Annotated in this window: 17 protein-coding genes; 11 read left to right on the top strand and 6 right to left on the bottom strand. The window is 41.6% G+C overall.

The window, feature by feature from the left end; all coding sequences use genetic code 11:
- Positions 1–69: 69 nt before the first annotated feature.
- The 7 genes from F1644_RS15335 to F1644_RS15365 all read left to right on the top strand — a co-directional run bounded on the left by F1644_RS15335 (position 70) and on the right by F1644_RS15365 (position 12,543).
- Positions 70–3,435, top strand: coding sequence for a SusC/RagA family TonB-linked outer membrane protein (locus F1644_RS15335; RefSeq protein ID WP_118305356.1), 3,366 nt, complete (start codon positions 70–72; stop codon positions 3,433–3,435).
- Between the two features lie 11 nt (positions 3,436–3,446).
- Positions 3,447–4,874, top strand: coding sequence for a RagB/SusD family nutrient uptake outer membrane protein (locus tag F1644_RS15340; RefSeq protein WP_118305355.1), 1,428 nt, complete (start codon positions 3,447–3,449; stop codon positions 4,872–4,874).
- Between the two features lie 13 nt (positions 4,875–4,887).
- Positions 4,888–5,646: a DUF4843 domain-containing protein gene (locus tag F1644_RS15345; RefSeq protein WP_158572047.1), complete on the top strand. Its 759-nt coding sequence runs from the start codon at positions 4,888–4,890 to the stop codon at positions 5,644–5,646.
- A gap of 22 nt (positions 5,647–5,668) precedes the next feature.
- Complete coding sequence (locus F1644_RS15350) at positions 5,669–7,378, top strand: PKD-like family lipoprotein (protein WP_158572046.1); 1,710 nt, start codon at positions 5,669–5,671, stop codon at positions 7,376–7,378.
- Positions 7,379–7,397: 19 nt separating this feature from the next.
- The gene (locus tag F1644_RS15355) at positions 7,398–9,215 is read left to right on the top strand and encodes a CE1 family esterase (protein WP_118305353.1); all 1,818 of its coding nucleotides are present in this window, start codon (positions 7,398–7,400) and stop codon (positions 9,213–9,215) included.
- A gap of 9 nt (positions 9,216–9,224) precedes the next feature.
- The gene (locus F1644_RS15360) at positions 9,225–10,394 is read left to right on the top strand and encodes a thioredoxin family protein (RefSeq protein WP_118305352.1); all 1,170 of its coding nucleotides are present in this window, start codon (positions 9,225–9,227) and stop codon (positions 10,392–10,394) included.
- A gap of 70 nt (positions 10,395–10,464) precedes the next feature.
- Positions 10,465–12,543 (top strand): TlpA family protein disulfide reductase, encoded by a 2,079-nt coding sequence (locus F1644_RS15365; protein ID WP_118305351.1) that lies wholly within the window; start codon positions 10,465–10,467, stop codon positions 12,541–12,543.
- A gap of 373 nt (positions 12,544–12,916) precedes the next feature.
- Here F1644_RS15365 and F1644_RS15370 read toward each other — a convergent pair whose 3' ends face one another.
- The 6 genes from F1644_RS15370 to F1644_RS15395 all read right to left on the bottom strand — a co-directional run bounded on the left by F1644_RS15370 (position 12,917) and on the right by F1644_RS15395 (position 19,664).
- Positions 12,917–13,819 carry a hypothetical protein gene (locus F1644_RS15370; RefSeq protein ID WP_118305350.1) on the bottom strand — a complete coding sequence of 301 codons (903 nt, stop codon included), beginning with the start codon at positions 13,817–13,819 and terminating at the stop codon, positions 12,917–12,919.
- 67 nt (positions 13,820–13,886) lie between these two features.
- Positions 13,887–16,511, bottom strand: coding sequence for a valine--tRNA ligase (locus tag F1644_RS15375; protein WP_118305349.1), 2,625 nt, complete (start codon positions 16,509–16,511; stop codon positions 13,887–13,889).
- A 62-nt stretch (positions 16,512–16,573) separates the two neighbouring features.
- Positions 16,574–17,416: a zinc ribbon domain-containing protein gene (locus F1644_RS15380; protein WP_087419705.1), complete on the bottom strand. Its 843-nt coding sequence runs from the start codon at positions 17,414–17,416 to the stop codon at positions 16,574–16,576.
- Positions 17,417–17,419: 3 nt separating this feature from the next.
- On the bottom strand, positions 17,420–18,205 hold the full coding sequence (locus F1644_RS15385) for a Nif3-like dinuclear metal center hexameric protein (RefSeq protein WP_118305348.1): 786 nt from the start codon (positions 18,203–18,205) through the stop codon (positions 17,420–17,422).
- A 45-nt stretch (positions 18,206–18,250) separates the two neighbouring features.
- On the bottom strand, positions 18,251–18,583 hold the full coding sequence (locus tag F1644_RS15390; RefSeq protein ID WP_118305347.1) for a MerR family transcriptional regulator: 333 nt from the start codon (positions 18,581–18,583) through the stop codon (positions 18,251–18,253).
- Positions 18,584–18,689: 106 nt separating this feature from the next.
- Complete coding sequence (locus tag F1644_RS15395) at positions 18,690–19,664, bottom strand: M23 family metallopeptidase (protein WP_027200388.1); 975 nt, start codon at positions 19,662–19,664, stop codon at positions 18,690–18,692.
- A 239-nt stretch (positions 19,665–19,903) separates the two neighbouring features.
- Here F1644_RS15395 and alaS point away from each other — a divergent pair, with 239 nt between their 5' ends.
- The 4 genes from alaS to F1644_RS15415 all read left to right on the top strand — a co-directional run bounded on the left by alaS (position 19,904) and on the right by F1644_RS15415 (position 26,606).
- Positions 19,904–22,531, top strand: a complete 2,628-nt coding sequence (alaS, locus tag F1644_RS15400) for an alanine--tRNA ligase (RefSeq protein ID WP_087419797.1) — start codon at positions 19,904–19,906, stop codon at positions 22,529–22,531.
- A gap of 112 nt (positions 22,532–22,643) precedes the next feature.
- A complete protein-coding gene (locus F1644_RS15405; RefSeq protein WP_118305346.1) occupies positions 22,644–24,365 on the top strand; it encodes a tetratricopeptide repeat protein in 1,722 nt (573 codons plus the stop codon).
- Between the two features lie 121 nt (positions 24,366–24,486).
- Positions 24,487–25,782: a TlpA family protein disulfide reductase gene (locus F1644_RS15410; RefSeq protein WP_118305345.1), complete on the top strand. Its 1,296-nt coding sequence runs from the start codon at positions 24,487–24,489 to the stop codon at positions 25,780–25,782.
- 140 nt (positions 25,783–25,922) lie between these two features.
- Positions 25,923–26,606 (top strand): hypothetical protein, encoded by a 684-nt coding sequence (locus F1644_RS15415; RefSeq protein ID WP_118305377.1) that lies wholly within the window; start codon positions 25,923–25,925, stop codon positions 26,604–26,606.
- The last annotated feature ends 83 nt before the right edge of the window (positions 26,607–26,689 follow it).

Below are 26,689 nucleotides of genomic sequence, written 5' to 3' on the forward strand. Positions count from 1 at the left end.
ATTGGTAAAAAGAATAGATGGCCGGAAATACCGGGTCTATTCAATGTTTAATTGTTCAAATACAAATTTATGGAATGGAAAGGACTTTATGCCTTATCTAGGGTGAAATTTTCTCAAATTTTTAAAATCATGAGAGTGTTTACGATTTGTATGCTTGTTTTCGTGTTTGGGGCCACGGCTAGTGGTTTTTCACAAAAGCAGGTCGTTACGTTGGATTTGCGACAATGCGACATGAGTACGTTGTTCCAAGAGATTTGGAAACAGACGGGGTTGCGTTTCGTTTACAACGACAAGGATGTGGCGAGTATTTCACGTTTTGACGTGAAAGCCGAAAGTGAAGCCGTAGAGAAGGTGCTGGAAGAGGTTTTTGCGAAGACTTCTTTAAAGTGTACTTTCGAGGGAGATGTGATCTTGGTGGTTGTCGATAAACAACGGGCGATTGCCGCTGATCCTGTAAAAAAAGTGACTGTGAAAGGACGGGTGACGGATGAAACCAAAAGCCCTCTACCCGGGGTAACCGTGGTAGTGAAGATCCCGGGTGCTACGGCGAACACGATTGGAACCTCGACTGACGTGAACGGAAAGTACGAGTTGTCGTGGGTTGATCAGAAGAACGTATCGCTGGTCTTCTCTTTTGTCGGGATGGAAACGCAAGAAGTGGCGTATACCAACCAAAAGGAAATAGACGTGGTGATGAAAGAGGAAACGAAAGCGTTGGAAGACGTCGTAATCACGGGGTATTTCCAACGTAAGAAGGTGAGTCAAACCGGTTCGGAGGTTGTTGTGGAAGGAGAGGAACTTCGTAAGGTAGGTTCTTTGAACTTGTTGCAGGCGATTTCAGCTTTCGACCCGGGTGTTCGTACATTGGAAAATAATGAGTTCGGTAGTGACCCGAACCGTATGCCAGAAATTACAGTGCGCGGTCAGAAAGGATTCGATTTACGTGGTGAAGCGGACGATTCCCGGACGGATCCCAATGCCCCGCTTTATATTATGGACGGAATCGAGGTGTCGGCCCAAACAGTGTATGATATGGATATGAACCGTATTGCGGCATTTTCTATTTTGAAAGATGCTTCCGCAACATCGTTGTATGGATCTCGGGGTGCGAATGGGGTTATTTTGATCACGACGGTTCGTCCGCAAGCCGGGGAAATCAAGGTGACGTTGAACGGTAATTTCAATATCTCGATTCCGGATCTTCGCTCGTATAATTTGATGGAAGCTCGCGAGAAACTGGAGTACGAGCGTCTTGCAGGTGTGTATAAGGCTAACAGTTATGATGGGCAAGCACAGAAAGATATCATGTATAATGATGTTTTGATGGAAATCGAACGGGGTGTAAACACGTATTGGTTGTCACAACCGTTGAGAACTTCTGTGAATCAGCGATACAGCGCATTCTTGGAGGGTGGTGACGAGCATTTCCGTTACGGGGTCAACTTGAAATATGATAATGACAAGGGTGTGATGAAAAAATCAGGACGCGAGAAATATGGCATTAACGTTTATTTTAGTTATGACATCGCTGGTAAATTGATTGCGCGGAATGATGTGATTATTGATGATGTGAAAGCGACGAATTCTCCTTACGGGGCGTTTTATCAATACGCTCAAATGAACCCGTATGAGCGTATTTACGATGCCGAAACGGGAGAGATGATTCGGGAATTTGATGCGAACGGGACGGTCGTGCGTAACGTTTTAGTGAATTCGTTGTTACCTAATTTCTCTTATGAGAAGTACACCCAAATCCGCGATAACTTTCAATTGCAGTGGTGGGCAAACTCTCACTTGATGTTCCGGGGAAATATTGCCATTACGAAACAAACGGATCGTGATGAGGCTTACTTGTCACCGGAATCTGTTGAGTTCGAGGGGAAAACGGATGCGTCAGAAAAAGGAAGTTATACGATAAGCAATGGTAATAGTGTTGATTTGGAGGGTAGTCTTACGGTAAACTATAATAACAATTTCTTTGATAAACTTTATTTCAGTCTTGGTCTTGGAACGGAATTGCAGACTTCAAAATCTACGGATGACGGGTATGTGGCGACCGGTTTCTTGAACGACAAGTTGATTTATCCGTCGTACGCTTTGCAATTCCAGAAAAATTCAAAACCGACCGGGTATTTTGATAAGTCGAGGTTGGTAGGCTTTTTTGGGAATGCCAATATGAACTGGGATAATCGTTACATTCTTGATGTGACGTATCGAACTGACGGTTCCAGTCGTTTCGGACGTAAATCTCGTTTTGCTCCTTTCTGGTCTGTCGGTGCGGCATGGAATATTAATCAAGAGAATTTCTGGACGGGGAGCGGTTACATGAAACTGCGTGCCTCTGTAGGAAGTACGGGTTCCACCAATTTCTCTGCCGATCAAGCCTTAACTCGATTCACGTATAATAGTGATAACGAGTATAACGGAATCTATGGTGCTGTTGTTAATGCTTACGGTAATCCGGCATTAAAGTGGCAAAATGTGTTGAAATATAATGTCGGTTTAGACATGAGCGTGTGGAGAAATATCATCACCTTGAATTTTGATGCTTATTTGGAACGAACAGAGAATCTTTTGCTTAATATCGACGTGGCTCCTTCAACCGGATTCACATCTTATACGGAAAACATGGGTTCTTTGGATAACAAAGGATTTGAAGCCCGTTTGCGGTTGAATTTGATTAACGATAGACAAAACGATTTGAGTTGGAACGTTACGTTGAGTGCGGCTCACGAGGAGAACAAGATTCGGAAACTTTCCAATGCGATGAAGGCGATGAATCAGGAGGCGATGGATATAGAAAATAACAAGGGGGGTAGCGAGGTGTTCCGGATGTATGAAGTGGGACGTTCTCAAACCGCATTGATGTTGGTGCGCTCTATGGGTATCGATCCGGCAACCGGTAACGAGGTGTACATCAAACGTGATGGTTCTTTGACTTTTGAATATGATCCGAATGATAAAGTGGAGGTGGGAAATACAAACCCGAAGCTGCAAGGTTTTTTTAATAGTAACTTGACGTGGAAAGGTCTTAATCTCTACATGAATTTCGGCTACGAGATGGGAGCGAAACAATTCAATCAAACACTTGCCACGAAGGTGGAGGGGGCTGATCCCAAGAAAAATGCGGACCGCCGCGTATTGTACGATCGTTGGAAAAAACCGGGTGATAAGGCAATGTTCCGTCGTATTGACGACCAGACCCCGGTTTATCAGTCTACGCGTTTGGTGCAAAAGAGCAACTTTTTGAAGTTATCGAGTCTTTCGTTGACGTATGATATTCCGAGGGACATGCTGAAAAAGACTTTCATCGAACGGTGTAAATTTACCTTCTCCATGACGGATGTGTTCCGTATATCCACGATAAAGGAGGAGAGAGGAACTTCTTACCCGTTCGCACGGACTGTTTCTTTGGGATTTAACTTAACATTTTAAAATCAATTGGTATGAAGAGATTATATATTTTCATCGGATTGTTGTTTTCGCTGACCTCCTGCAATGATTGGTTGGATGTGGAATTGGACAACAAAGTGGATGACGATAAATTATTCAATACGGCAGAAGGTTTTAAAGAAGCACTTGCCGGTGTTTACAGTAGCATGTCAAAGTCCAGTATGTACGGAGGACGGTTGACCATGGAGTATGTTGATGTCTTGGCTCAATATTACAATTCCAATTCAACTTACGAGTATTGGGAAGACTATGATTACGAGAATAGCGGATGTCGTTCGATTATCAGTGGGATGTGGAATAATTTGTATTCTTGTATTTCGCAAGCCAACTGTATATTGGAGTGGGCAGATAAAAATGCGGGAGTGTTGAGCGAGTCAGATCGTAATCAAATTCGTGGCGAGGCGTTGGCTTTAAGGGCTTTCTTGCATTTCGATCTCTATCGTTTGTTCGCTCCTGATGTGAAGTGGGCGCAGAATGCGGAAGGAATCCCGTATAATAAAGAGTTTGGCGTTTCTTTGCCCCCGATGTATTCGACGAAAGAGGTGGTGCAATTGGTGATTAACGATTTGTTGGAAGCAGAAAAATGCTTGCAAAACGATCCGATACAGAATGTCGTTCCCTATATGATCAGAACTTCAACGTCGGCAGGTGATGTGGTGGATAAGGCTGCGAAAGACGAGATGGATAAATACGTGGCTCGCGTGAATTTGTATTCGGTGAAAGCCATGTTGGCTCGCGCTTATCAGGCTCGCGGAGAATATGTTGCTGCTGTCAGCAAGGCCAAAGAGGTGATTGATAGTGGAAAGTTCCGTCTATTGGAGGCCACGAGTATTGACCAGAGTGAGAATATGGTCGATTTGTTGTTCTCTGACGAGCATATTTTTTCGCTTCGTAATAAAGAGTTAAGCACCTACACGAAATCGATTTTTAAGGAAACTTCCGGAGGTACAACAGCTTTACGTATGGAGGGATCTTATAATTTATATGATGGGAACCAGGATGATTTCCGTTACTCCAAATGGTATGTCGATTTTGATTTCATCAAATATGTTCCCGACAGTAACAGTATATTTACGACGAAAGTGCCCTTGATCAAGCTTTCCGAGATGTATTTGTTGATTGCCGAGTGTACTTACGACACGGATCCGGATGAGGCCAGACGTTACGTGAATATGTTGCGTAGGCATCGAATCAGGGGAAATCAAGAGGGAGCAGGCGATTGGATGTACTTATCGAGAGAAGATATATTTAAGGAGATGAGACGCGAATACATTGGAGAAGGGCAAATGTGGTTTGCGCATAAGCGCAACAGATTGAATTTGTCGGGAGGACTCACGGGAACTATCGAGGCGAGTGATGATATTTTCGTATTCCCTTTACCGGATGCGGAAATAGAATCAGGGAATCGGAATGAACGTTAAAATATAGATGAAAATGAATAGATTATCATATTATTTCTTATTGAGTTGTGTCGCACTATTATGGAGTTGCGATCAAGATATTGATTATCCTTATCAAGGAAAGGATAGAATACAGTTTCAACATTATACCGTTGACTGGAATGGAAATCGTAATTATAGCGATTCGACGTTATTTTCTTTCGGGCTTATACCCAGTGAAGTAAGAGAGGATACGTTGAAATTACCCGTGGAATATTTGGGAAATGGTTCCGATAGAGATAGAACCTATAAAGTGTCGATTGTTGCTGATTCCACCACGGCTGTAGAAGGCGTACACTATTTGGCTTTTAATAGCCTGCAGACGTTCCGTGCCAACGAGTTGACAGACACGTTGTATATTGTGGTCCTTCGGGAGGCGTTGTCTAAGGATTATGCTGAAGGAGAGAATATACGGTTGGAGTTGAAATTGGAGGCCACGGATGATTTTGCTTTAGGATTGGACGGTGGGATTCAACGAAAGATTGTTTTCAACGATTTTATGGCAGAGCCGACGTGGTGGCAAGGGAGTCTGTCCGGTTCATTTGGTTTTTACCACCCGAAAAAATGGAAGTTTCTTATCGAAGAGATTGGAGATGAGGAGTTAGCCACGTACGGAAGTATTCCTTATGATCGTAATTCTCCTGAAATTAAATCTTACGTTAATAGTATGGATCGATATTTGAGAAATACGGTCGTGATTGATGATGTTACGGGAATGCGAGTTACCATGAATGGTTTGGAACCTATAGAATAGTAAACATTGAAAAATGACGAATATGAAAAAAGTACACGCATCATTATTCAGTATGTTGTTGGGCGGTTTGGCAGTAACCGCTTGTTATGATGATCTTGGAAATTATAGTTACCGGGATATTAACGAGTTGCACGTGGAGGGAATTGAACGTGATTACGTGCGGGATGTGGACGATAGTTTAAAAATAGTACCCGTTTTGCAGGGCACGCAATACAGCGATACTTCTCGATTCACGTATGCGTGGGAAATCCAAAGCAGTATTCTTGCCGAAACTCAAGATTTGAATTTGAGAATCAACTTGACGACCGGAGAGAAAAAGTGTCGTTACATCGTGACGGACAAGAAAACGGGGGTTCAATATTATACTCCATTTAATTTGAGTATCCGTTCTTCTACTGCGGCCGATTTGATTGTCGTGCTCAGCAAGTATAAAGGACGTGCGGAGCTTTCTTACTTACGTTTGGACAAGCCTTCTAATTGGGTTATGAATTATTATGCCGATCGTTATGGAGAGAATCTGGGGATGAATCCTCAACGACTTCAGCTGACTTATATGGAGTCAAATCAAGGTTGGCCGGTGACATGTCCACAGGGGCGTTTGTTGGTGTTGTGTGATGATCAGGCTTCTCTTTTGGATAAAAGCACGATGATGAGGGATACGGTGATGCCTTATTTAACGGCAGGGGCGTACAAGGGGATTGCTACTTGGCCTCCGGAGGATGAAGATGAGGGGGATGGGTTTATTTATCAAACGCAATTTATGGCCTCTTCGGTTTCTTTTTGGAGAACAAATCCGTACGGAAGCGGATTCCAGAAAGGAGAGTATTTTTTTGAAATTTCCGGGGGAGAGTTGTTTACCGTTTACACGGCTACGAATACTTCTGCTAAAGCGACGTTTAAGGCGAATATAGGGAGTCGTTATGATGGTGGTTATTTGTGTCCTTTCGGTTTTTGGGATGATATGTCTGATAGTGAACTGGGACCTAATGGAGATATGGGGAGAAAGCAAGGAGATTTCATCATGTTTGATAAGGTTCACGGGAAATTCACTTTCTATGACGGTGGTTTCATGCGTGAAGGTGACGGAGGGAGAGACGTGGATCCTATTCCAACGTATGCTGGTTATGAGTTGATATGGGGAAGTGCGACCAATTTGAGTCCGAACAATCGTTGTTTGGCGATTTTGAATAACGGCACACAGACGCGTTTGGTGATGCTTGAAAATGGTCCGGGTATTGGAATTGGAGGTAAGGTTCGCACGAAAGCCTTGGTGAAAGAGGTTAGCGGGGGAGTTATCACGAGTTCCTCGAAGTTCTATGTCCCCAATTATGTTGATCATTTGTATTTTACGGTCGGGAATGCGGTGTATTGCTATACGATTAGTGATATGTTGGGAAATGTTGTTCCGGGGAATAGTCATAAGTTGTTCGACTTGACTCAATACGGCTACGATGCTAATGCCGTTATCACGGATGTGTGCGTGTCTCGTAGCGAGAAAACGTTGTTGTTGGGTGTGTCTCGTTATGGCACGGATGCAGAAGCCATGACCGATGAGCTGATGGGGGATATCCTCTATTTTGATTTGGATGTTTCCAATAAACAAATCAAATACAATGAGGCTAAATCAGCCCGTGGTATCGCTGGAATTCCCGTGGATGTGGAGATTAAATACCAGACGTATTGGCGTAACGGGTGTTTACAAGACGGGGTTACTTTAAAAGATAACATTTAAGTTATAAAGATTTTGAGTTATGAGAAAATATTGGATTTTATTTATATTGATTTCTTTTATTGCCATGTTTTCCTGTACGGACGACACGAGTGCTTACTTGTCCCAAGATAAGGAAGACGTGAATGTGGATGAGGTTCCTGTTGACACGACGAAAAAAGATACTCTCCTTCCCGAGGGACAACTTGTTCCCGGTATGCATTTGGTGAAGTTAATGGTACAGCAGGGGGATAGTTTGGTCGAGCGGAGATTCAAGTATTTCATGCCTGTGACGTTGAGTCCCGATAAACCGATTTCCTTGATTTTCGAGTTCCATGGAAGTTATGAGTTTGACGGACCGGATGAAATTGCGGATCCGCTCGCTAATATTTCGGAAGCAAATTTCTTATGTCAAAAGGCGATCAAGGAGAATATTGTTATCTGTTATCCTGCGGGATCGGTAGAGATTAGCAATGAGGCCGATACCAGTGGTGCGGTGAACTGGGCCGGGGATGGTTACACGAAGAGTCTTCCGTTCGTGGATGCCATGGTGAAATATTTTACCCAAGACAATGAGCCGCGGGTGGATCCCAACCGGATTTATTCCACGGGACAGTCGAGTGGTGCCATATTTTCTTTCACGTTGGCATTGCATAGGTCGGATGTGTTTGCTGCGATTACTCCTCGTGCAGGACAAAGTGCTTCCGTGGAGCCGTTTCCGAGTCGTGCGGTACCCGTGAGGGTATTTGCCGGAGAGATAGATGACATAGTGCAGCATAGTGCTGTCCTCACGAATATGACCAAGTGGGCTCGGGAGATTGGTGGGTATTTTGAATCTGATATGCAAATAGATACGGCTAGGTATGAAGGATATGCGGATGTTACGATTCGTTCTTGGCGTGGGGGTAAAGCGGATTACGAAATCTATTCGCTTGCTGGTATCGGACACGGGATTAATGCCGGAAAGTGTTTGGATGATATGTGGGAATTTATGAATAGTCACCCCTTGAACTATAATCCCGCAAATTTATTTGTGTCAACCAATATTAAGGAGATAGATGCCCAATGTAATCAGACTTTCGAAATCTCATTCAATTACAGCGAAGGTGCTGAAATTTCGATAGATGCCCCTCAAAGTTGGAATCCTAGAATTGAAGGGAAGAAATTAACGTTGACGGCCCCTCTTGATTATTTCGGGAATATTGAACGTGAAGGAACGATCACCTTCACAGTTACGAGTAATCAAGCAACAGCAAATTGTGAAATCCCGTTCTATCTGAACGCCCCGAAGACCTATTTTGAAGTGGGGGATATTTATTATAACGAGAAATTTGAACCCGTAGGTGTGGTTTGTTGGGTGAATAATAAGAATATCCGGGAAGCAAAAATTATCAATTTACAGGAAGTTACCACACAAGGAAGTTATCAAACGATTAATTTTGGTGATTTCGGTACGAATTTTATTACTCCGGATTATGATGATGGAGAAAATAACACGTTGTTACACGTGCAGCAAAATGCCACCCTGTCAAAACCTTTGAACAATATCCAGAGCGGATTGATCTGGGCTGCCCAATACGAGTATAAAGGGGTAGGCGGTTGGTATCTTCCCGCTTTCAATGAATTGCAGGCAATCAGTGGCAAGTTGACGTTGATAAATGAGAAGTTGCAAGAGATTGGAGGAGAAAGTGTGGTGAATACCAATAAATTGGATGCATATCTTTCATCAACGGTAACTGATGCGAGTGGTACAAAATGCTTCCACATGATGAATTTCACTAGCAATATGGAAGTAACTCAGGTTAGAGAGAATACTTCTTATTATAGAGCACGTGCATTTAAAAAGGTAATCATAAAATAGAATTGAAAGATGAAAAAAATAATACTGAATTTATTATTTTTAGCGATTCTGCTTCCTGTTACTGCGCAGGAAAGCGGAATTCGCTTTTTTCATGGAACGTGGGATGAGGCTATTGCTTTAGCGAAAAAAGAGAAAAAGAAGATTTTTGTGGACTTTTACACGGAATGGTGTGGTCCGTGCTTGAACATGTCGTTGACCGTGTTTGTACTTCCGCAGGTAGGCGATGTGTATAATAAGAACTTTGTTTGTCTGAAGATTGATGCTGAAAAAGGAGAGGGACGGGAGCTGGCAAAACGCTATGGAGTAAATTCTTACCCGACTTATATTTTTGTAAACCCGAAGAATCAAGAGATTGTACATCGGAGTGGAAGTAACAAACCGGTAGAGGATTTTCTTTATGATGCTCAAGGGGGAATTAACCCGAAATTAGGCTCTGTGTACATGGATAAGAAGTATGCTGTGGGAAAATATGATTTGGATTTTCTGAAAGATTATATCCGTTATAAAAAGTCTTCTGGAAGTCGGGAGGTTCAGAAATATTTTGATGAGTTGATTTCTAAAGGGGCAAAATTAACAGAGCCTGACGTGTGGAAGTTGTATTGTAAATGTATCATCGGGTATCAAAATCCTTACGTGAAGGAAGTTTCTGATAATTATTCACAATTCACGGAATTATTCGGTAAAAAGGAAGTAGATACGAAATTAATGGAGGCGACCTCTTATGCCCCGGTTCAGTTTATAAAGGAGTTATGTGATTTCGAGGGAAAAGATTTTAATATCAAGATGCGTGTGATGACCGATCTTTTTAATCAGAAAAAGTATGATGAGGCATTTGCCGAAGTCGAGCGTTTGAAAGCAGATCCGTCGATCGACCAGCATAAGTTCGTGAAATTACTTGCGTTTTATGTGCGAGTATCCCCGGAATATACAGATAAAGAATTGCCTTATGAAACGTTGGTAAACAAAGTTCGAGGATTGAGATATGTCGCTTATAATGTGTATGATCGGGATGATGCCATGCCCCATTTTTATTACGTGCAGGGTTTGGAATACCTGTTGAAACGAGCCTTGGAAGAAGGAAAGCAAATCCCTACTGATTTGGTCGCCACTCCGGCATACGGGAAAAAAGTGTATGATATGCGTCACCCGGATTTAAAAGTGAAACCCAAACGAAGGTAAAGATATATTTGTTACCTTTATAGCCTTCACTCGGATGATTTCGAGTGAAGGAACAACAAAAATGTAATGTATGAATTATTTAAAACTGGTCTTTCTTGTGCTGTTCGTGATTCCCTCGGTAGTTGTGGGGCAAAAAGTTGTAAACAGTAATTTTTTGGGTAACTGGGCGAATTCCGGAACGGGAGCTTGGGAGTATGGTTTTTATGAAGATGGGGCTGTTGCATGTTCTGATTTCTGGAAATATAAACGAGTGGAATTCGGAAAAAAACGAATGGAGGTTGTACTGGAAAATGGCAATCAGACGATAGCACTCAAGATCAAGCAGGGGAAGAACGGGAATATTTTTATAGCACGTGATGGTGCAAAAGCAGAAGAATTTCGGCCGTGTAATGGTAAAAATTTTGTCGCATGGGTAGGAGTTGATACTGTTTCCTTTTCAAGACCTCTCGTGATTACCGATACCGTCACGATACGCGGTTATATTCGTAACCTTGATAAGGTGACACATCCGGCGTTACGGGGGTACACATTTACTTGTAGCTATAATGGATTGTTGGGAGAAGATGGAGGAGAAATCGTTGCTCCAATCGATTCTTCCGGGCGGTTTACACTTCATTTTACCGTAAGTGCGCCTCAGCGTGTTATATTGGAGTGGGGACGGATGTGGAAAAATATTATTGTTGAGCCGGGGGAGACGGTTTTGTTATATGCGGATGCTTCGGACTGGAAAACGGTTCCGAATGTGTCGAAGGAAGAGATGATTAACGGGAAAAAGGATGTGTTATTCATGGGGAAGAATGCTCGTTTTCATCAGGAGTACACGTGTTTCCCTTATCCGTTATGGATGAGAGATATGTACGAGTTGAGGGAAATTGCCCGTTCGGATATGGAGTTCTTGCGCTTGGCTGAGGCCGATTATTTGAAGTCGGTGGCATGTTTCGATTCTATTTGTGGGAAATATCCGAATTTTTCAAAGAGATGCAGGGAGGCGATAGAAAATGAATGGAAATACTACTTCGCGGCGACGTTGATGCAAAATCGGTTTAATCTAGGTAGGAGGCAACGGTTTGAGCCTGAATACATGGAGTATGTGAACGCTCATTTTTCGGTAAATGAACCTTTATGTTATTTTATAACTCAACGTTACTCAACATTTTTGCGAGATTATACCGGTTACGTGGATCATCAAAAATTTAGGTATATTGAGGGGATGGGGATGGCTTATATTCCCGATGATCGTTTTTATGAGGCGTTAAGGAGATTGAAGGAGGGCGGAAGGTTTGAGGAATTGACAACAGAAGATATAGCAACTTGTGAAAATATCAACAGAAAGATTTTGGACTTGAGTCGGCAGCAAATTGCGGATACAAATGCGTTTCAGGCGGTAATAGCGGGCAACTCTATGCTTTATGGTAAATTGAATGCATATCGTTCCATACCGGAAGTGCGGGAACAGGAGGAAGTTATCACCCGGGAATACGAGTTGTTACTCTATGACACGCTGGTTTCCGATCTTTTATTGAAAGAACTTTGCTATGCACAATTGTTTATGACAGGAATGGAGTATGATCATAAGCCATTGTTACCGGGAATGATGAAATTGGCAGATGCTAGAATTTCAAATCCTATATTAAACCGGAAGGTGAAGGAGACCAGTGCTGTTTACCAGAAGATTGCTAGTAAGAAATTAGCTTACGAGGCGAGTCTGATTGATGTTGGGCAATTTAGTCATATCTCGGATGCTGATTCTCTTTGGCAGGCGTTGATTGAACCTTATCGAGGAAATGTGATTTTGCTCGATTTCTGGGGATCGTGGTGTGAACCTTGTAAGAATATGTTGGCATTGATGGGTGACATTGAGAAGGTGTTCGAGAACGAGAAAGTGGTATTTATGTATTTTGCTTATAGCTCACCGGAAGAGGCGTGGAAAAATGTTATCAAAGAATTTGATCTTACGGGAAAAAATATTGTGCATTATAATTTACCACCTCTACAACAGCAGATGATCATCGAGAAGATGAGGGTACGCGGATACCCAACGTATAAAATTATAGATAAGGCCGGGAACGTGACGAGTAGGGTATTGGAATATCCGTTGCGGCCTCAAAGCGTGATAAATGAGATCAAGGCGGAACTGGAGCGTGAATAGGTGGGCCGTTTAATAAGTCTATTTTTTATTATTCAGAGATATAAATTTATTCTTATATCGAACTCATGTTATTTAAAGTGCTAAAATATAATGTGAGTTTGATATCGCAATGTTTTATTGTTTGCTTGTTGTGAATACTCTGCTTCATATCATTACTTGAACTATCTTTGCTCCCGGACAAAGTGATAGTTTTCAACGGTACTTGGCTTGGTCCCATTTTTGATTGATGGGCCGAAAGCAGAAGAGTTTTGGTTTTCATTTGCGATCGGTACAATCGGTGGGCTATTATTTTCGATTATAGCTTTGGTGTTCTTTATGCCGATATTAATGCCTTTGGGATCACTTTTAAAAAAACGGAAAATTAATAATTAAACTATTCTACATGAAAATATGACTGTTCTTTAGCAAGTTCTAAATAAAGCGTTTTTGTACCTTCGATTTGCTGGTAATGTTCTCCGACTTTATGGCAGAAGTTCCAACATATCTTTTGAGGATTGAAGATGATGGTTGCGTCTTCCGGGTAGAATTCACACCATTGGTTTATAGATTCCTCATATTGTTTGCCTTGGAATAATGAGGCGATCCCGTTTTCAATCATAAAAATGAATTGTGAAAAGCCGAGTAGTTGGAAGTTGTTGGAAAGAAGATAGTAGGTTTGTCCGTCCTTTTGTAAGGTGAATATCTTCTCGATCTTTATGTATCCGGTGGTATCAATGGCTACGGTGTTCCAACCACCTTTACCGTTCTCGTAAAGGAGGAATGAATACAAGGGGTTGTATGACCATTCTTGAAAATTTATGACTCCGACTTTGTGGTCTGCAGAGGCTACGTCAGCTAATAAATGTACATCCGGACATAGGCGGGCTGCTTGTTCGAGAAAACGGAAGAAGAAGCCTGTTTCTTCGGTTGTTAGCTCTTCACCCCGATGGTTCTGGCGGTAGCCTAATTCATGTCGCATGAGTTCCAAGGCTGCTTGAACCTCTTCTGCCGGGTAGTATTTACGTTCTCCTATTTGGTATTTTTGTAGGAGTGCTACCGTGTGTATGACTTTTTGCTGCTCGGTGGAATCTGTGTGATAGGGAATGAAGAAACCTTGTTGTTGTAAGGAATCGAAATATGCCGTGAGATTTTTAGGTGCCGTGCTTTCTTGTATTGGGCCGTGTAACAGAAAGGATTGTTCCGGTTTTTGTTTATTTTCCGAGCGATTCCGATTTGAGTTACATGAAATAATCAGGGCTGAGTTCAAGATGAATAGTAAAAGTATCAACGGTCTCATGGCTTATATCTTTTTTAAAACAAGCAGTCCGCTGTCGGACTGCTTGTTTTATGTTTGAAATGATACCTTAGTTCAATTCTGCCAATTGTTGTTCAATGGCTTTGATTTTTGCTTCGGCATCAGCTTGTTTCTTACGTTCGTTCTCGACAACTTGTGCCGGGGCTCCACTGACAAACTTCTCGTTCGAGAGTTTTTTCATCACGGATGCCAAGAAGCCTTGGGCGTAAGCTAGATCAGCTTGCAGTTTGGCTCTGACTTCTTCTGTGTTGACCTCTCCGACAGCGGGGATGAAGTATTCAACCGTGTCGCAGATAAAGCTCCATGCTCCTTTTACCGTGTCGTTGACCATTTCTACATCTTGGATATTACCCATTTTACAGATAATGCTCTCGAATTGTAGCGGGTAGCGGTCGTTACTTTTCACTCTTAAAGAAATCGCATCTTTGAAGGCAATGTTGTTTTGCTTGCGAATCGTGCGGATTCCGGCGATCACTTCTTTCGTGTTTTCAAAGGTATTCAAGAAGTTTTCGTCGTATTTTCCAGGGATTGGCATCACGGAAACCATGATACTTTCTCCGTCTTTCCGCTCTCTCAAGTTCTGCCAGATCTCTTCCGTGATGAACGGCATGAACGGGTGAAGTAATTGTAACATTTCCTCGAAGAGGTAAATGGTCTTATTATAAGTGATCTGGTCAATCGGTTGTTCGAATCCCGGTTTGATGATTTCCAATAACCAAGAGGAGAACTCATCACGGAATCCGGTGTACACGGTCATAAGAGCCTCGGAGATCCGGTATTGCTCGAATTGGGTGTTCAAGGTTTCTTTGCACTTGTTCAAGTATTGTTCGAACCATTCAAGAGCTAATTTAGAATGCAAGGGTTGTTCCAAGTCTGCGACTTTCCAGTTGCTGACTAGGCGGAATGCATTCCATATTTTAGTCGTGAAATTACGTCCTTGTTCCGGAAGACTTTCATCAAAAAGAAGGTCTCCCCCGGCGGGAGCGCACAATAACATACCAACCCGTACACCGTCAGCCCCATATTGATTGATCAGGTCAATCGGGTCCGGAGAGTTACCAAGAGATTTGGACATCTTGCGATGGAGTTTATCTCGAACGATTCCCGTGAGGTACAGGTTCGAGAACGGTTTCTCGTGGCGATATTCATAACCGGCCATGATCATTCTTGCCATCCAGAAGAACAGAATATCAGGTCCGGAAACTAGGTCATTTGTCGGGTAGTAATAGTTAATATCTTCATTGTCCGGTTCCAAAATGCCGTTGAACACGGAGATAGGCCACAGCCAAGACGAGAACCAAGTGTCCAAACAATCTTCATCTTGACGTAATTGGTCAACCGGGATGTCTTTGCCGAATTTCTCCTTCACCAGTTGTACTGCTTCCGTGGGAGTTGCGGCAACCACATAGTCGTTGCTATCCGGCAAGTAGTATACCGGAATCTGGTGACCCCACCATAATTGGCGGCTGATACACCAATCTTTCACGTTCTCCATCCAATAGCGATACGTGTTCTTGTATTTGGCCGGGGTTAGGAGAATATCGTCGTTCATCACGGCATCCAAGGCCGGTTTGGCTAGTTCCTTCATTTTCAGGAACCATTGCATGGATAGTTTAGGTTCGATAACCACGTTAGTCCGCTCGGAATATCCTACCTTGTTATTGTAGTCTTCTATCTTTACAAGGTTACCCGCTTTTTCCAGTTCAGGGATGATTTCTTGACGCACAACAAAACGATCTTTACCCACGAAAAGCTGTGCATTCTCGTTTAATGTACCATCGTCATTGAAAATATCGATGGTTTCAAGATGGTGTTTATAACCGATTTCGTAGTCATTGATGTCGTGTGCCGGGGTGATTTTTAATGCTCCGGTACCGAATTCCATATCCACGTATTCGTCCTGAATAATCGGGATCACCCGGTTAACCAAGGGGACAATACATTTCTTGCCGGCCAGATGACGAAAACGCTCGTCATTGGGATTCACGCACACGGCGCTATCACCCAAGATAGTTTCCGGGCGGGTCGTGGCAATGATGATATATTCGTCCTCTGTCCCTTCAATACGGTAACGTAGGTAATATAATTTACTGTGTTCCTCTTTGTAAACAACTTCTTCATCGGATACGGCTGTTTTGGCCGACGGGTCCCAGTTAACCATCCGGACTCCTTTATAGATAAGTCCTTTGTTATACAGGTCGATAAATACCTTTATCACGCTGGCAGAACGGACTTCGTCCATTGTAAAACAGGTTCTGTCCCAATCGCAGGATGCACCCAATCGCTTTAATTGTTCGAGGATGATCCCCCCGTGCTTTTCAGTCCATGCCCAAGCGTGTTTTAAAAACTCATCCCGGGAAAGGTCCCTTTTCTCGATGCCTTCACTTTTAAGTTTGGCTACTACTTTGGCTTCCGTGGCAATGGAGGCATGGTCGGTTCCCGGAACCCAACAAGCATTTTTACCCAGTAAACGGGCGCGTCTGACGAGTACGTCCTGTATCGTGTTGTTCAGCATGTGTCCCATGTGCAGGACTCCCGTGACGTTAGGTGGCGGGATTACAATACAATACGGAGTTCTCTTTTTATCAACAGTGGAATGGAAAAATCTGTGTTCCAACCAGTATTGATACCATTTCTCTTCGCTCGTTCGCGGATCATAGTTTGTTGGGATCATTTTAATTCAGATTAAAATTATATATTCGTAAAAAGGCTGCCTTGTCGAGCAGCCTTGTTTTTTTATTCTTCTGATTTTCTAAGTCTTCTTCCTTTTTTCTTTTGTGCATCCAGGAGAGCTTCAAGGTCTGCTTTTTGTTGCGAACCGTCGTAGTCACAGATGTATTTATCGATGAGAATACGACCACAGTACTCGCAGACGATGATTTTCTTCCGAGAACGGATGTCTAACTGTCTCTGTGGCGGGATTTTGTTGAAACATCCACCACATGCATCACGGTCAACGGTTACAACGGCTAATCCATTGCGGGCGTTGGAACGGATACGGCGATATGCCGTTAATAGACGTTCGTCAATGGTTGCTGCGAGTTCTTCCGATTTGGTTTGCAAAGACTCTTCATCTTTGTGAGTTTCATTGATAATGTCGTTCAATTCACCTTTTTTAGCCTCCAAGTCAGATACTTTGTCTTCGTAACGCTTTTTGGATTCTTCCATTAGCGCTTCTTTTTCTGCTTTTGCTTTTTGAGCTTCCCGGATTCTCTTTTCCTGTAATTCAATTTCCAGTTTCTGGAATTCGATTTCCTTGCTTAAAGCATCGTATTCGCGATTGTTACGAACATTATCCAATTGTTCACTGTATTTTTTGATCGCTTCCTCGGCTTTCTTGATGTCCATTTTCCGAGTGGAAGAGGTTTTGTCAAGTTCGCCTAATTCAACCTTCAAGTTTTCGATACGTGTTTCCAATCCCGCGATCTCGTCTTCAAGGTCTTGAACTTCTAACGGTAATTCTCCCCGTAGAGTCTTGATTTTATCGATCTCGGTGTCAATTCTTTGTAATTCATACAGGTTCTGCAGTTTTTCTTCAACTGTCAGCTCTTGCATTTTCTCATTGTTATTCGTCACCATATATTATAAATACTTAATCGGATTTGTATTAATCTCAGAAAACTGAACCGCAAATTTAGATATTTTTTTTGTAAGTATCTCATAAAATATCTCTTTTGTGAATTGTTCGCTTTCGTAATGGCCAATATCGGCAATCATAATGCGGTTTTCCGTGAGGAAAAAGTCATGATATTTGAAATCCCCGGATATATATATGTCGGCCTGTCTGGCCAAGGTCTGCTTGAAAAAGGAGGCTCCGGCTCCACCACAAACGGCAACCCGTTGTATGGAGGATGTATGAGGTGTTGTGTAACGTAACCTATCACACCGGAATATTTCTTTTACTTGCTGCAAAAAGGCCATGCTTTCAACGGGTTGTTGTAACTCGCCGATAATCCCGAATCCGTTACCGTCCATCGGGTCTCCTTCCGGTTGAAGAATCTGTCGATGGTGCAGGTCGAGTTTATCTGCCATACGTCCGCTTACACCGTTGGCAACCACGTCCATGTTCGTGTGTGCAGCGTAAATAGTGATGTCGTGTTTGATGGCATCAATCACGCAGCGCTCCACGTAAGTTGCCGGAGTAATATGTTTTAGCCCGCTGAAAATGAGTGGATGGTGGGAAATAATTAAATTGTGTCCCTTATCAATCGCTTCCTTTACAACCTCTTCGGTGACATCAATACATAGTAGTATGGATGTTAATACCCGTTCCGGATCCCCGCAAAGTAATCCGGAATTATCGAAACTTGCCTGAAGTTTTAACGGGGCATAGGCTTCTATGAGCGAAATAATCTCTTTTATATACATATTTGGAATTTAAAATTTAGAATTTAAAATCTAAAATCTAAATTATTACGGTAGCTGGCTTTTGATGGATAACAATTCTTCCTTAATTCCTTTCAGGCGTTTTATGACCTCGAAGTGTAATTCGGTTTCGTCCTTCCGGTTCTTGAGTTGTTGCTGGGCTCCTTTTAGGGTCATTCCTTTTTCCTTGACTAGATGGTAGATCAGATGGAAATTATCGACATCCGCTTTCGTAAATTGACGGTTCCCTTTTTTATTTTTGTGAGGTTTAATCACGTCGAATTCTTTTTCCCAGAACCGGATCAATGACGTGTTGACTCCGAACATCTCGGCTACTTCTCCGATAGAATAATACAACTTTAATGATTCTTCAGCCACCATGTTTAATTGAAAATTGAAAATTGAAAATTGAAAATTAGCTTTTCAAGTTTCGTTTTTCGGTGTTATACATTCATTTAGAATCTCTAAATCTAAAATTTAAATTGGATCAGTCCATGCTTTGTCCCGTGTTATTTGCGGTCTCCACTAACAACTCGAACTCGTCGGGGGTGAGATCGTTGAAATAAAAGTTTATGGGATCTATCGGCTTGTCATTTTTCCGTACTTCATAGTGTAGGTGAGGTCCCGTGGATAGTCCGGTGTTGCCCAAATATCCGATAACGTCCCCTCGCTTGATTTTTTGGCCTTTTTTAGCCAGGATTTTATCCATGTGGGCATATAGCGTTTTGTAACTGAATCCGTGGTCGATAACCACGTGACGGCCATATCCCTTATCAAATTTACTTTCGATAACTACACCGTTGCCAGTTGCATAGATCGGGGTCCCGATAGTACCCGTGAAGTCCATGCCTGCATGGAATTTTGGGGTTTTGTAGATGGGATGCATCCGATAGCCGAATGAAGATGTTACCTGATGTGTATTTTTGTCTTTCAACGATACCGGAAGGATAGCCGGAATGGAGGCTAACATGTCGATTTTGTTTTTGGCCAGTTCTTCAATCTTGTCAAAGGATTTACTTTGAATATAGATTGCTTTTGATAATTCATCTATTTTCTTGGCTGTTCCGATAATCAGATCCGCGTTGTCGATTTGTCTCAGATGTTCGTACTGGTCAACACCCCCGGAACCTGCCCGGCGAATGGATGACGGGATCGGGTCGGTTTCGAAGATCACCCGATAAATGTTATCATCCCGGGATTCCATATCTTTTAAGACGTTATCCAGGTGTTCTACCTTGTTACTTAATAAACTATATTGAGTGAGAACTTCCTCGTATTTCCGTTTTAAAAGTTTTTCTTTCGGGGAATCAATGAAAGCATATACCAAGTATAGCATGACAATAGCCAAGGAGAAACTAGAAAAGAATTTCTTGAATAATCTCCAAAGCCTTTTTCTTAAAGATGATTCTATTTTATCAAAAGATAATGTGTCCGAATTAAAATGATACCCTGCTTTTCGCATAGTTACTAATAAAAAATAGTGTTTGCGATGCAAAGTTAAAGAAATAATCTAAATTTGCAACTTGGTAAACAAGGCAGATCAAAGTGATAGCATGATAATCCCGGTTGAAATGCGCTTGGTAGGAAGGATGTCAAAAAGGGAGCTGAATTTCTTTTCGAGCGAGGATTAGGGCAATAAGCATGGAGTTGATAGAGAGTGAAAGACAGAATCTGCGTATGTCATTTTTAAATTTAGAAGGTATGAAATCAGCAGAAATCAGACAGAGATTTTTAGATTTTTTTGAGAAGAAATCACATACAATAGTACCATCGGCACCGATGGTGATCAAAGGGGACCCGACCTTGATGTTCACGAATGCCGGAATGAATCAATTTAAAGATATAATTCTAGGAAATGTGCGTCCGAAAGCAACTCGGGTGGCGGATTCCCAGAAGTGTTTGCGTGTTTCCGGAAAGCACAATGATTTGGAGGAGGTGGGACATGATACCTATCATCACACGATGTTCGAGATGTTGGGTAACTGGTCATTCGGTGATTATTTCAAGAAAGAGGCGATTGCTTACGCTTGGGAGTTCCTTACGGGAGAGATGGGGTTGGATAAAAATCGATTGTATGCAACCGTTTTTGAGGGAAGTAAGGATGATCGTTTGGAAGAAGATAAAGAGGCGTTGGAGTATTGGAAATTGTACTTGCCTGAAGATCGGATTCTGTACGGGAATAAAAAAGATAATTTCTGGGAAATGGGGGATATGGGACCTTGCGGACCTTGTTCGGAGATTCACATAGACTTGCGCCCGGAGGCCGAACGGGCATTGAAACCGGGGCGTGAATTAGTGAATAAGGATAACCCGTTAGTGATCGAGATCTGGAATCTGGTGTTTATGCAGTATAACCGTAAGGCTGATGGTAGTTTGGAGAATTTACCCAGTCATCACGTGGACACTGGGATGGGATTCGAGCGTTTGTGTATGGCCGTACAGGGAAAGACGTCCAATTATGACACGGATGTATTTACTCCGATCATCGGGGAGATTGCCCGATTAAGTGGAAAAGAATACGGGAAGGATGCGGCTGCGGATGTCGCAATGCGGGTGATTGCAGATCACTTGCGTACGATCGCATTTTCAATTACAGACGGGCAGTTACCTTCGAACGTGAAAGCTGGTTACGTGATCAGGAGAATCTTACGTCGGGCTGTTCGTTATGCTTATACATTCTTGGATCAGAAGGATGCATTCATGTATAAGTTGGTGCCGGTGTTGATTGAGGTTATGGGGCAACACTATCCGGAACTCTCTTCCCAGCGGGTATTGATTGAGCGGGTAATACAAGAAGAGGAAAATGCTTTCTTGCGTACATTAGATAAAGGTATAAAGTTATTGGATAAGATTATTGAGAAAACCAAGGCGGAAGATTTCTTGACTGTACCGGGGAATGTGGCTTTTGAGTTGTATGATACTTATGGTTTCCCGTTGGATTTGACCGAGTTAATTTTGAAAGAAAACGGATTGGTGGTAAATCGTCGGGAGTTCAAGGCCGAGATGGAAGCTCAGAAAGAACGTTCCCGTTCGGCTGCTGCCGTGAACACGGATGATTGGGTGGAATTGATTGCCGATGATACCCAGGAGTTTGTGGGGTATGATTACACGGAAACAGAAGTGCAGATTACCCGTTATCGCCGGGTGAGTACGAAAGGAAAAACGCTTTATCAACTGGTGTTTAATATAACTCCATTCTACGGAGAGAGCGGAGGACAGGTCGGTGATCGTGGCTGGTTGATTTCAGAAACGGAAAAGATTAATGTTTTAGATACTCATAAAGAAAATGGGTTGACGGTTCATATAACAGACCGTTTGCCGGAGGATTTGACTCAGGTGTTCACGGCAAAGGTGGATTTGGACAAACGGGTTGCCACGGAGAATAATCACACGTCAACTCACTTGTTGCATTATGCTTTGCGGAAAGTGTTGGGAACGCACGTGGAGCAGAAAGGATCATACGTGAGTGACGAGTATTTGCGTTTTGACTTTTCCCATTTTCAGAAGGTGACTGACGAAGAGTTGGAGAAAGTTGCAGCCATAGTGAACCAGGAAATTCGTAAGAATTATCCGTTGGAAGAAAGTCGGGCTATACCTATCGGACAAGCCAAGAAAATGGGTGCGATGGCCATCTTCGGGGAGAAGTATGGGGATTTGGTTCGTGTGGTGAAATTTGGGGAATCTGTGGAATTGTGTGGAGGTACGCATGCCCATGCCACGGGTCAAATCGGGTTCTTCAAGATTATTTCAGAGAGTTCCGTTTCTGCCGGGGTTCGTCGTATAGAAGCCATTACGGCAGCGAAGGCGGAAGAATATATCTTGAATTATTTCAAGATGATGAAGGAAATTGATAGTATGTTTAAGTCTAACCGAGGTGTATTAGAGAATGTTAGAGAACTGTTGAACGAAAACGAGGGGTTAAAGAAAGATGTAGAGAAATTCACGCAGGAGAGTTTACGGATCATGAAAGAAGGGTGGAAGAACGAAAAGCGTGTAATCCGTGATATTAACATGATTGTGAAGACGGTTATGATGCCCCCGGCAAACGTGAAAGATATTGCTTTCCAGCTAAAAGGGGAGTTGAATAACCTCATTCTGGTGATTGGTGGTGTCTTTAATAATAAGCCTCATTTGACCGTGATGTTCAGCGATACTCTGGTGAAAGACTTTGGATTGCATGCCGGGCAGATCGTCAAGGATGCTGCTCAAGAAATTAAAGGTGGTGGTGGTGGACAACCATTTTTCGCAACTGCCGGAGGATCAAATCCTGAGGGGGTTAGTAAAGCTCTGGAAAGAGCGGAGAAACTGATTTTGGATAAAATTCATTAGTTTTTGGTACAAAATTTGTGTAGCCTTTTATATATTAATAAAAATTTATACATTTGTTTTGTGAAAAAGGAAGTGAACTAATTTGAGTATTACAATAAAAATTAAGACGAGTATGAAAAAAACATTAGGTTTTGTTGCCGTTGTTGCCTTATCTGGGTTAATAACTGTGTCCTGTTCTTCATTGAATAAAATGAAGAAACGTGCAGGAGAAATCACGTATTCTGTTACTCCGGAGACATTAGTGGCTAAAGGAGGAATGGTTGATTTGAAGATAGACGTAACTTTCCCGGCTAAATATTTTAACAAAAAAGTGGCTATTGAGGCTACCCCTGTATTGCGTTTCAAAGGAGGAGAGAAAGCTTATGAAATGAAAGCTATCCAAGGTGAGAAAGTTCAGGGTAATGCAGAAGTGATTCCTTACGAAGCTGGTAAGACCGTTTCTTACATGAGCCGTATTCCTTACGAGGATGCAATGAGACTTTCTGATTTGGAAATCGATATTACCGGGGCAAAAGGTGCCAAAACCGTGAAATTCGATCCGAGAAAAATTGGCGATGGTGTGATTGCTACTGAAACCTTGGTAGTAAATGCTCCTGCAACTTCAGTCGGAGAGGATAAATTCCAACGGATTATCAAGCAACAGGAAGAGGCTGCTATCTATTATTTGATTAACTCTGCAAACATTCGTTCTAAAGAAATGACTTCTGAAGAAATGAAAAAGTTAGAGGCTTACATCAAAGAAGCTGCAGCGAAAGAAAATATGAACTTGAACGGAATTGATGTTAGATCATACGCTTCTCCTGATGGTGCTTATGATTTCAACGAGAAATTAGCTAACCAACGTGAAAAGAGTTCTTCTACTTTCTTGAAAAAACAAATGAAGAAAGGTAAAGTTGATCAGTATAAAGACGAGAATTTCTTCAAGAATTTCGTTGTAGCTGAAGACTGGGACGGATTCAAGAAAGCTATGGAAGAATCGAATATTCAGGATAAAGAATTGATCCTTCGCGTATTGTCAATGCACTCTGATCCTGAAGTAAGAGAGAGAGAAATCAGAAATATCGCATCTGCTTTCGCAGTTGTTGCTGATCAGATCCTTCCGAAATTAAGAAGATCTTTGTTTGTTGTAAATACCGAATTGATTGGTAAGTCAGACGATGAATTGAAAGCTTTAGCTAAATCAAATCCGGCAGACTTGAATGTAGAAGAATTACTTTATTCTGCTACTTTGTTCGATAATAACAATGATAAATTAGCTATTTATGAGGCTTGTATGAAACAATTCCCGAATGACTGGAGAGGTTTCAACGATGCAGGTATGATTCAATTTGAAATGGGTAATATCGCTGCTGCTCAATCTAATTTCAATAAAGCTAATTCCATGTCAGCTAACAATCCAGTTGTTCAAAACAACTTGGGTGCTGTAGCTTTGAAAAATGGTGATTTGAAACAAGCTGAAATTTATTTTGGTGCTGCTACCGGTGCTGGTGACGAAGTAAACTATAACAAAGGTATCGTGGCTATCAAGAGCGGTGACTATACTGCTGCTGTAAATTATTTCGGTCAATGCAATTGCGTGAATGCTGCTTTAGCTAACGTGCTTGCTGGAAATAATAACGAGGCGTTGAAGAAATTGAATGCTGAAAACAAAGAATGTCCGATGTCTTATTACTTGAAAGCTGTTATTGGTGCTAGAACCAATGATGCAACTGCAGTAATCGAAAACTTGAGAAAAGCATGTTCTTTGGATGGTTCATTCAAACAATTGGCTGCAACCGATATGGAATTTGCTAAATTCTTTGAAAACAACGACTTCATTGCAATAACAAAATAATTATCTGTTAAGATATGCAAAAAGGCAACCATGCGGTTGCCTTTTTTATTTACCTTTTTTTTAACACATAGTTTTTTGCTGAATATATATCTTTGTATTCTAAAAATTAATGTGTTGACGCATGAGGAGTTTTGTAGGTATAATAATTATTATTCTTTTCGTTGCTTGTACTCGTAATAAAAGTGTGCAAGTATCGGGCCGGGTAGAGACAGGTGATACTGTTGTTTATTTTCAAGTAAACGATAGCCTTCATAAATTCCGCCTGGATGAGAAACATTATTTTTCCGGTAAAATAGAACTGGAAAAGGGTACCTATGCTCGTTTCATTCCTTATTCGATTCAAGTTTTTTTAACACCTGGAGAAGATTTAGAAATCAGTATGAATAACGTGAGGAATGTGTCCAATTCCTTGCAGTTTAAAGGTACATTGAGTGCAATTAATACTTATTTGAAGGAACAACAAAATCGATATTTCATTTACGATCCTAATTTATATAAACTGAATGAGAAGGATTTTGTGAATCGGATGCGGGAAAATATTAATACCAGTACCGTTTTGTTAGAGGCAAAGAACTTGGGAGAAGAATTCACGAAGCAAGAACGTGAACGGATCAGGTATCGTGTTGCAGAGCAGGCAATACATTATCCTCGTAGTCATGTTGCTTTTGATACATTGTATAAACCGGGAGTGTTGTATGATAATTTCGTGTCCGAGTTTGACATTAACAACGAGGATATGTTAGCTTTTGATTGTTACCAACGTTTTGTTTTGAATTATATTTATTACAAGGGACAAAATTTCAGTATGCGTCGCTTGGTTAATTATATCCGCTCAAATGTTAATAGTGTAAAGGTTCGGGATTATTTATTATCCGAGGTTGTTTATAATTATTTTCAGGAAAATGGGTTGAAAGATGCCGATTATTTATTGGCAGTATGTTGGAATGAAGTGTCTGATACCAGTAAAATGGTGAAGATAAAACAACTGGTAGATCGCTGGCGTAAGTTGTCTCCGGGGGCTACCGCTCCGAATATTTCTTTACAGGATAGTAACGGAAAGGCATTGTACTTAAAAGATTTGAGGGGTAAATTCCTATACATATCTGTTTGGGCTTCTAGCTATGGAGAGATGGATAAAGAGGTTCAGGCTGAGTGGAAAAAACTTGTCGAAGAGTATAAAGATAAGAATATTCTTTTTGCTACTTTTTGCATGGGACCTTCCCAATGGCTGGGACAAGTAAAGAATCTCCCCGGAGAACATTATGTCGTAAACAATACGTATGCATTCTATTCTCGCTATATGGTTACTGTAATGCCCCGCTATATGCTGATTGATCCGGAGGGGCGAATTGTCGATGTTGATGCACCGAAACCATCAAGCTCTGCTAAATTACTTTTAAGAAGTGTGGGGTTATAAATTTTTTTGTATATTTGTCCATGTTTACAGGGGGTAATATTGCTCGCTGTGATGTATGGTTTATTATAAGAGCTTGATAAAATAACAGATGAAATTTACATTCATGATAAGACATGAATGGGAGACAAAACTTATTTATTATGAAAAGATTTAGTTTATTTTTAGCACTTGCCACACTTTTGTTCTGTGCATGCGATAGTGATACTGTAAAAGTACGGGGAGAAGTAGAAGGACTGAACGGAACTGTAAAATTACTGGCAGAGATGCCGGGCGAACCGGGTTTGACGATTTTGGCTCAACAAGAGGTGAAAGATGGTAAAATAGATTTAAGAACAGATCAGTTTAAAATCCCGGGAAGAGTATGGGTTGATATTGATGGAAAGGCCACGGTTGAGGCTATTCTGGATACAAAAGATATGATCTGGATCAAAGGTAAAATCAAATTCCCGGATCAAATCGAAGCTGATGGTTCTGGTTTGATGGACGAGTACAAGGAAATCAAGAAGATGTACAAGGAAAGATTTGGTGAAGATATTGCCAAGATTGACAAGCGTATAGAAAAGATCAGTAAAAAAGAAAAACTTACCAAGGATGATGAAGTTATGCTGGGTATTCACCAGTTGCAAAAACAACGTTTTCTGAAAAAACAAGCCAATTGGACAAGAGATTTGATTGTTGCTAACCCGCGTAAAGAAATTTCTTTATTTTTGATTAAAGACCAGTTAGTGGATAGTTTGGATTTGCAAAAGAAACTATTTAACAAAATGACGGTTGAAAATAAAGAAAGTAACATTTACAAAGTGTTAGAGAGCAAACTAAAATAAAGCATAAAACCATTATAGTGGTTTTAATTTTCCCGTTTTTATTACTTAGTTGTTTTTTAGAGGTACCTTACCCGGGTACCTCT

Source organism: Butyricimonas paravirosa, assembly GCF_032878955.1.
GTDB lineage: Bacteria > Bacteroidota > Bacteroidia > Bacteroidales > Marinifilaceae > Butyricimonas > Butyricimonas paravirosa.

What these genes read in the sequence shown, in the direction of transcription:
- F1644_RS15380 (WP_087419705.1), bottom strand. Translation starts at nt 17,416, where the DNA reads ATGGTGACGAATAACAATGAGAAAATGCAAGAGCTGACAGTTGAAGAA.
- F1644_RS15365 (WP_118305351.1), top strand. Translation starts at nt 10,465, where the DNA reads ATGAATTATTTAAAACTGGTCTTTCTTGTGCTGTTCGTGATTCCCTCG.
- F1644_RS15335 (WP_118305356.1), top strand. Translation starts at nt 70, where the DNA reads ATGGAATGGAAAGGACTTTATGCCTTATCTAGGGTGAAATTTTCTCAA.
- F1644_RS15385 (WP_118305348.1), bottom strand. Translation starts at nt 18,205, where the DNA reads ATGTATATAAAAGAGATTATTTCGCTCATAGAAGCCTATGCCCCGTTA.
- F1644_RS15415 (WP_118305377.1), top strand. Translation starts at nt 25,923, where the DNA reads ATGAAAAGATTTAGTTTATTTTTAGCACTTGCCACACTTTTGTTCTGT.
- F1644_RS15390 (WP_118305347.1), bottom strand. Translation starts at nt 18,583, where the DNA reads ATGGTGGCTGAAGAATCATTAAAGTTGTATTATTCTATCGGAGAAGTA.
- F1644_RS15405 (WP_118305346.1), top strand. Translation starts at nt 22,644, where the DNA reads ATGAAAAAAACATTAGGTTTTGTTGCCGTTGTTGCCTTATCTGGGTTA.
- F1644_RS15370 (WP_118305350.1), bottom strand. Translation starts at nt 13,819, where the DNA reads ATGAGACCGTTGATACTTTTACTATTCATCTTGAACTCAGCCCTGATT.
- F1644_RS15355 (WP_118305353.1), top strand. Translation starts at nt 7,398, where the DNA reads ATGAGAAAATATTGGATTTTATTTATATTGATTTCTTTTATTGCCATG.
- F1644_RS15395 (WP_027200388.1), bottom strand. Translation starts at nt 19,664, where the DNA reads ATGCGAAAAGCAGGGTATCATTTTAATTCGGACACATTATCTTTTGAT.
- F1644_RS15350 (WP_158572046.1), top strand. Translation starts at nt 5,669, where the DNA reads ATGAAAAAAGTACACGCATCATTATTCAGTATGTTGTTGGGCGGTTTG.
- F1644_RS15410 (WP_118305345.1), top strand. Translation starts at nt 24,487, where the DNA reads ATGAGGAGTTTTGTAGGTATAATAATTATTATTCTTTTCGTTGCTTGT.
- F1644_RS15375 (WP_118305349.1), bottom strand. Translation starts at nt 16,511, where the DNA reads ATGATCCCAACAAACTATGATCCGCGAACGAGCGAAGAGAAATGGTAT.
- F1644_RS15360 (WP_118305352.1), top strand. Translation starts at nt 9,225, where the DNA reads ATGAAAAAAATAATACTGAATTTATTATTTTTAGCGATTCTGCTTCCT.
- F1644_RS15345 (WP_158572047.1), top strand. Translation starts at nt 4,888, where the DNA reads ATGAATAGATTATCATATTATTTCTTATTGAGTTGTGTCGCACTATTA.
- F1644_RS15340 (WP_118305355.1), top strand. Translation starts at nt 3,447, where the DNA reads ATGAAGAGATTATATATTTTCATCGGATTGTTGTTTTCGCTGACCTCC.
- alaS (WP_087419797.1), top strand. Translation starts at nt 19,904, where the DNA reads ATGAAATCAGCAGAAATCAGACAGAGATTTTTAGATTTTTTTGAGAAG.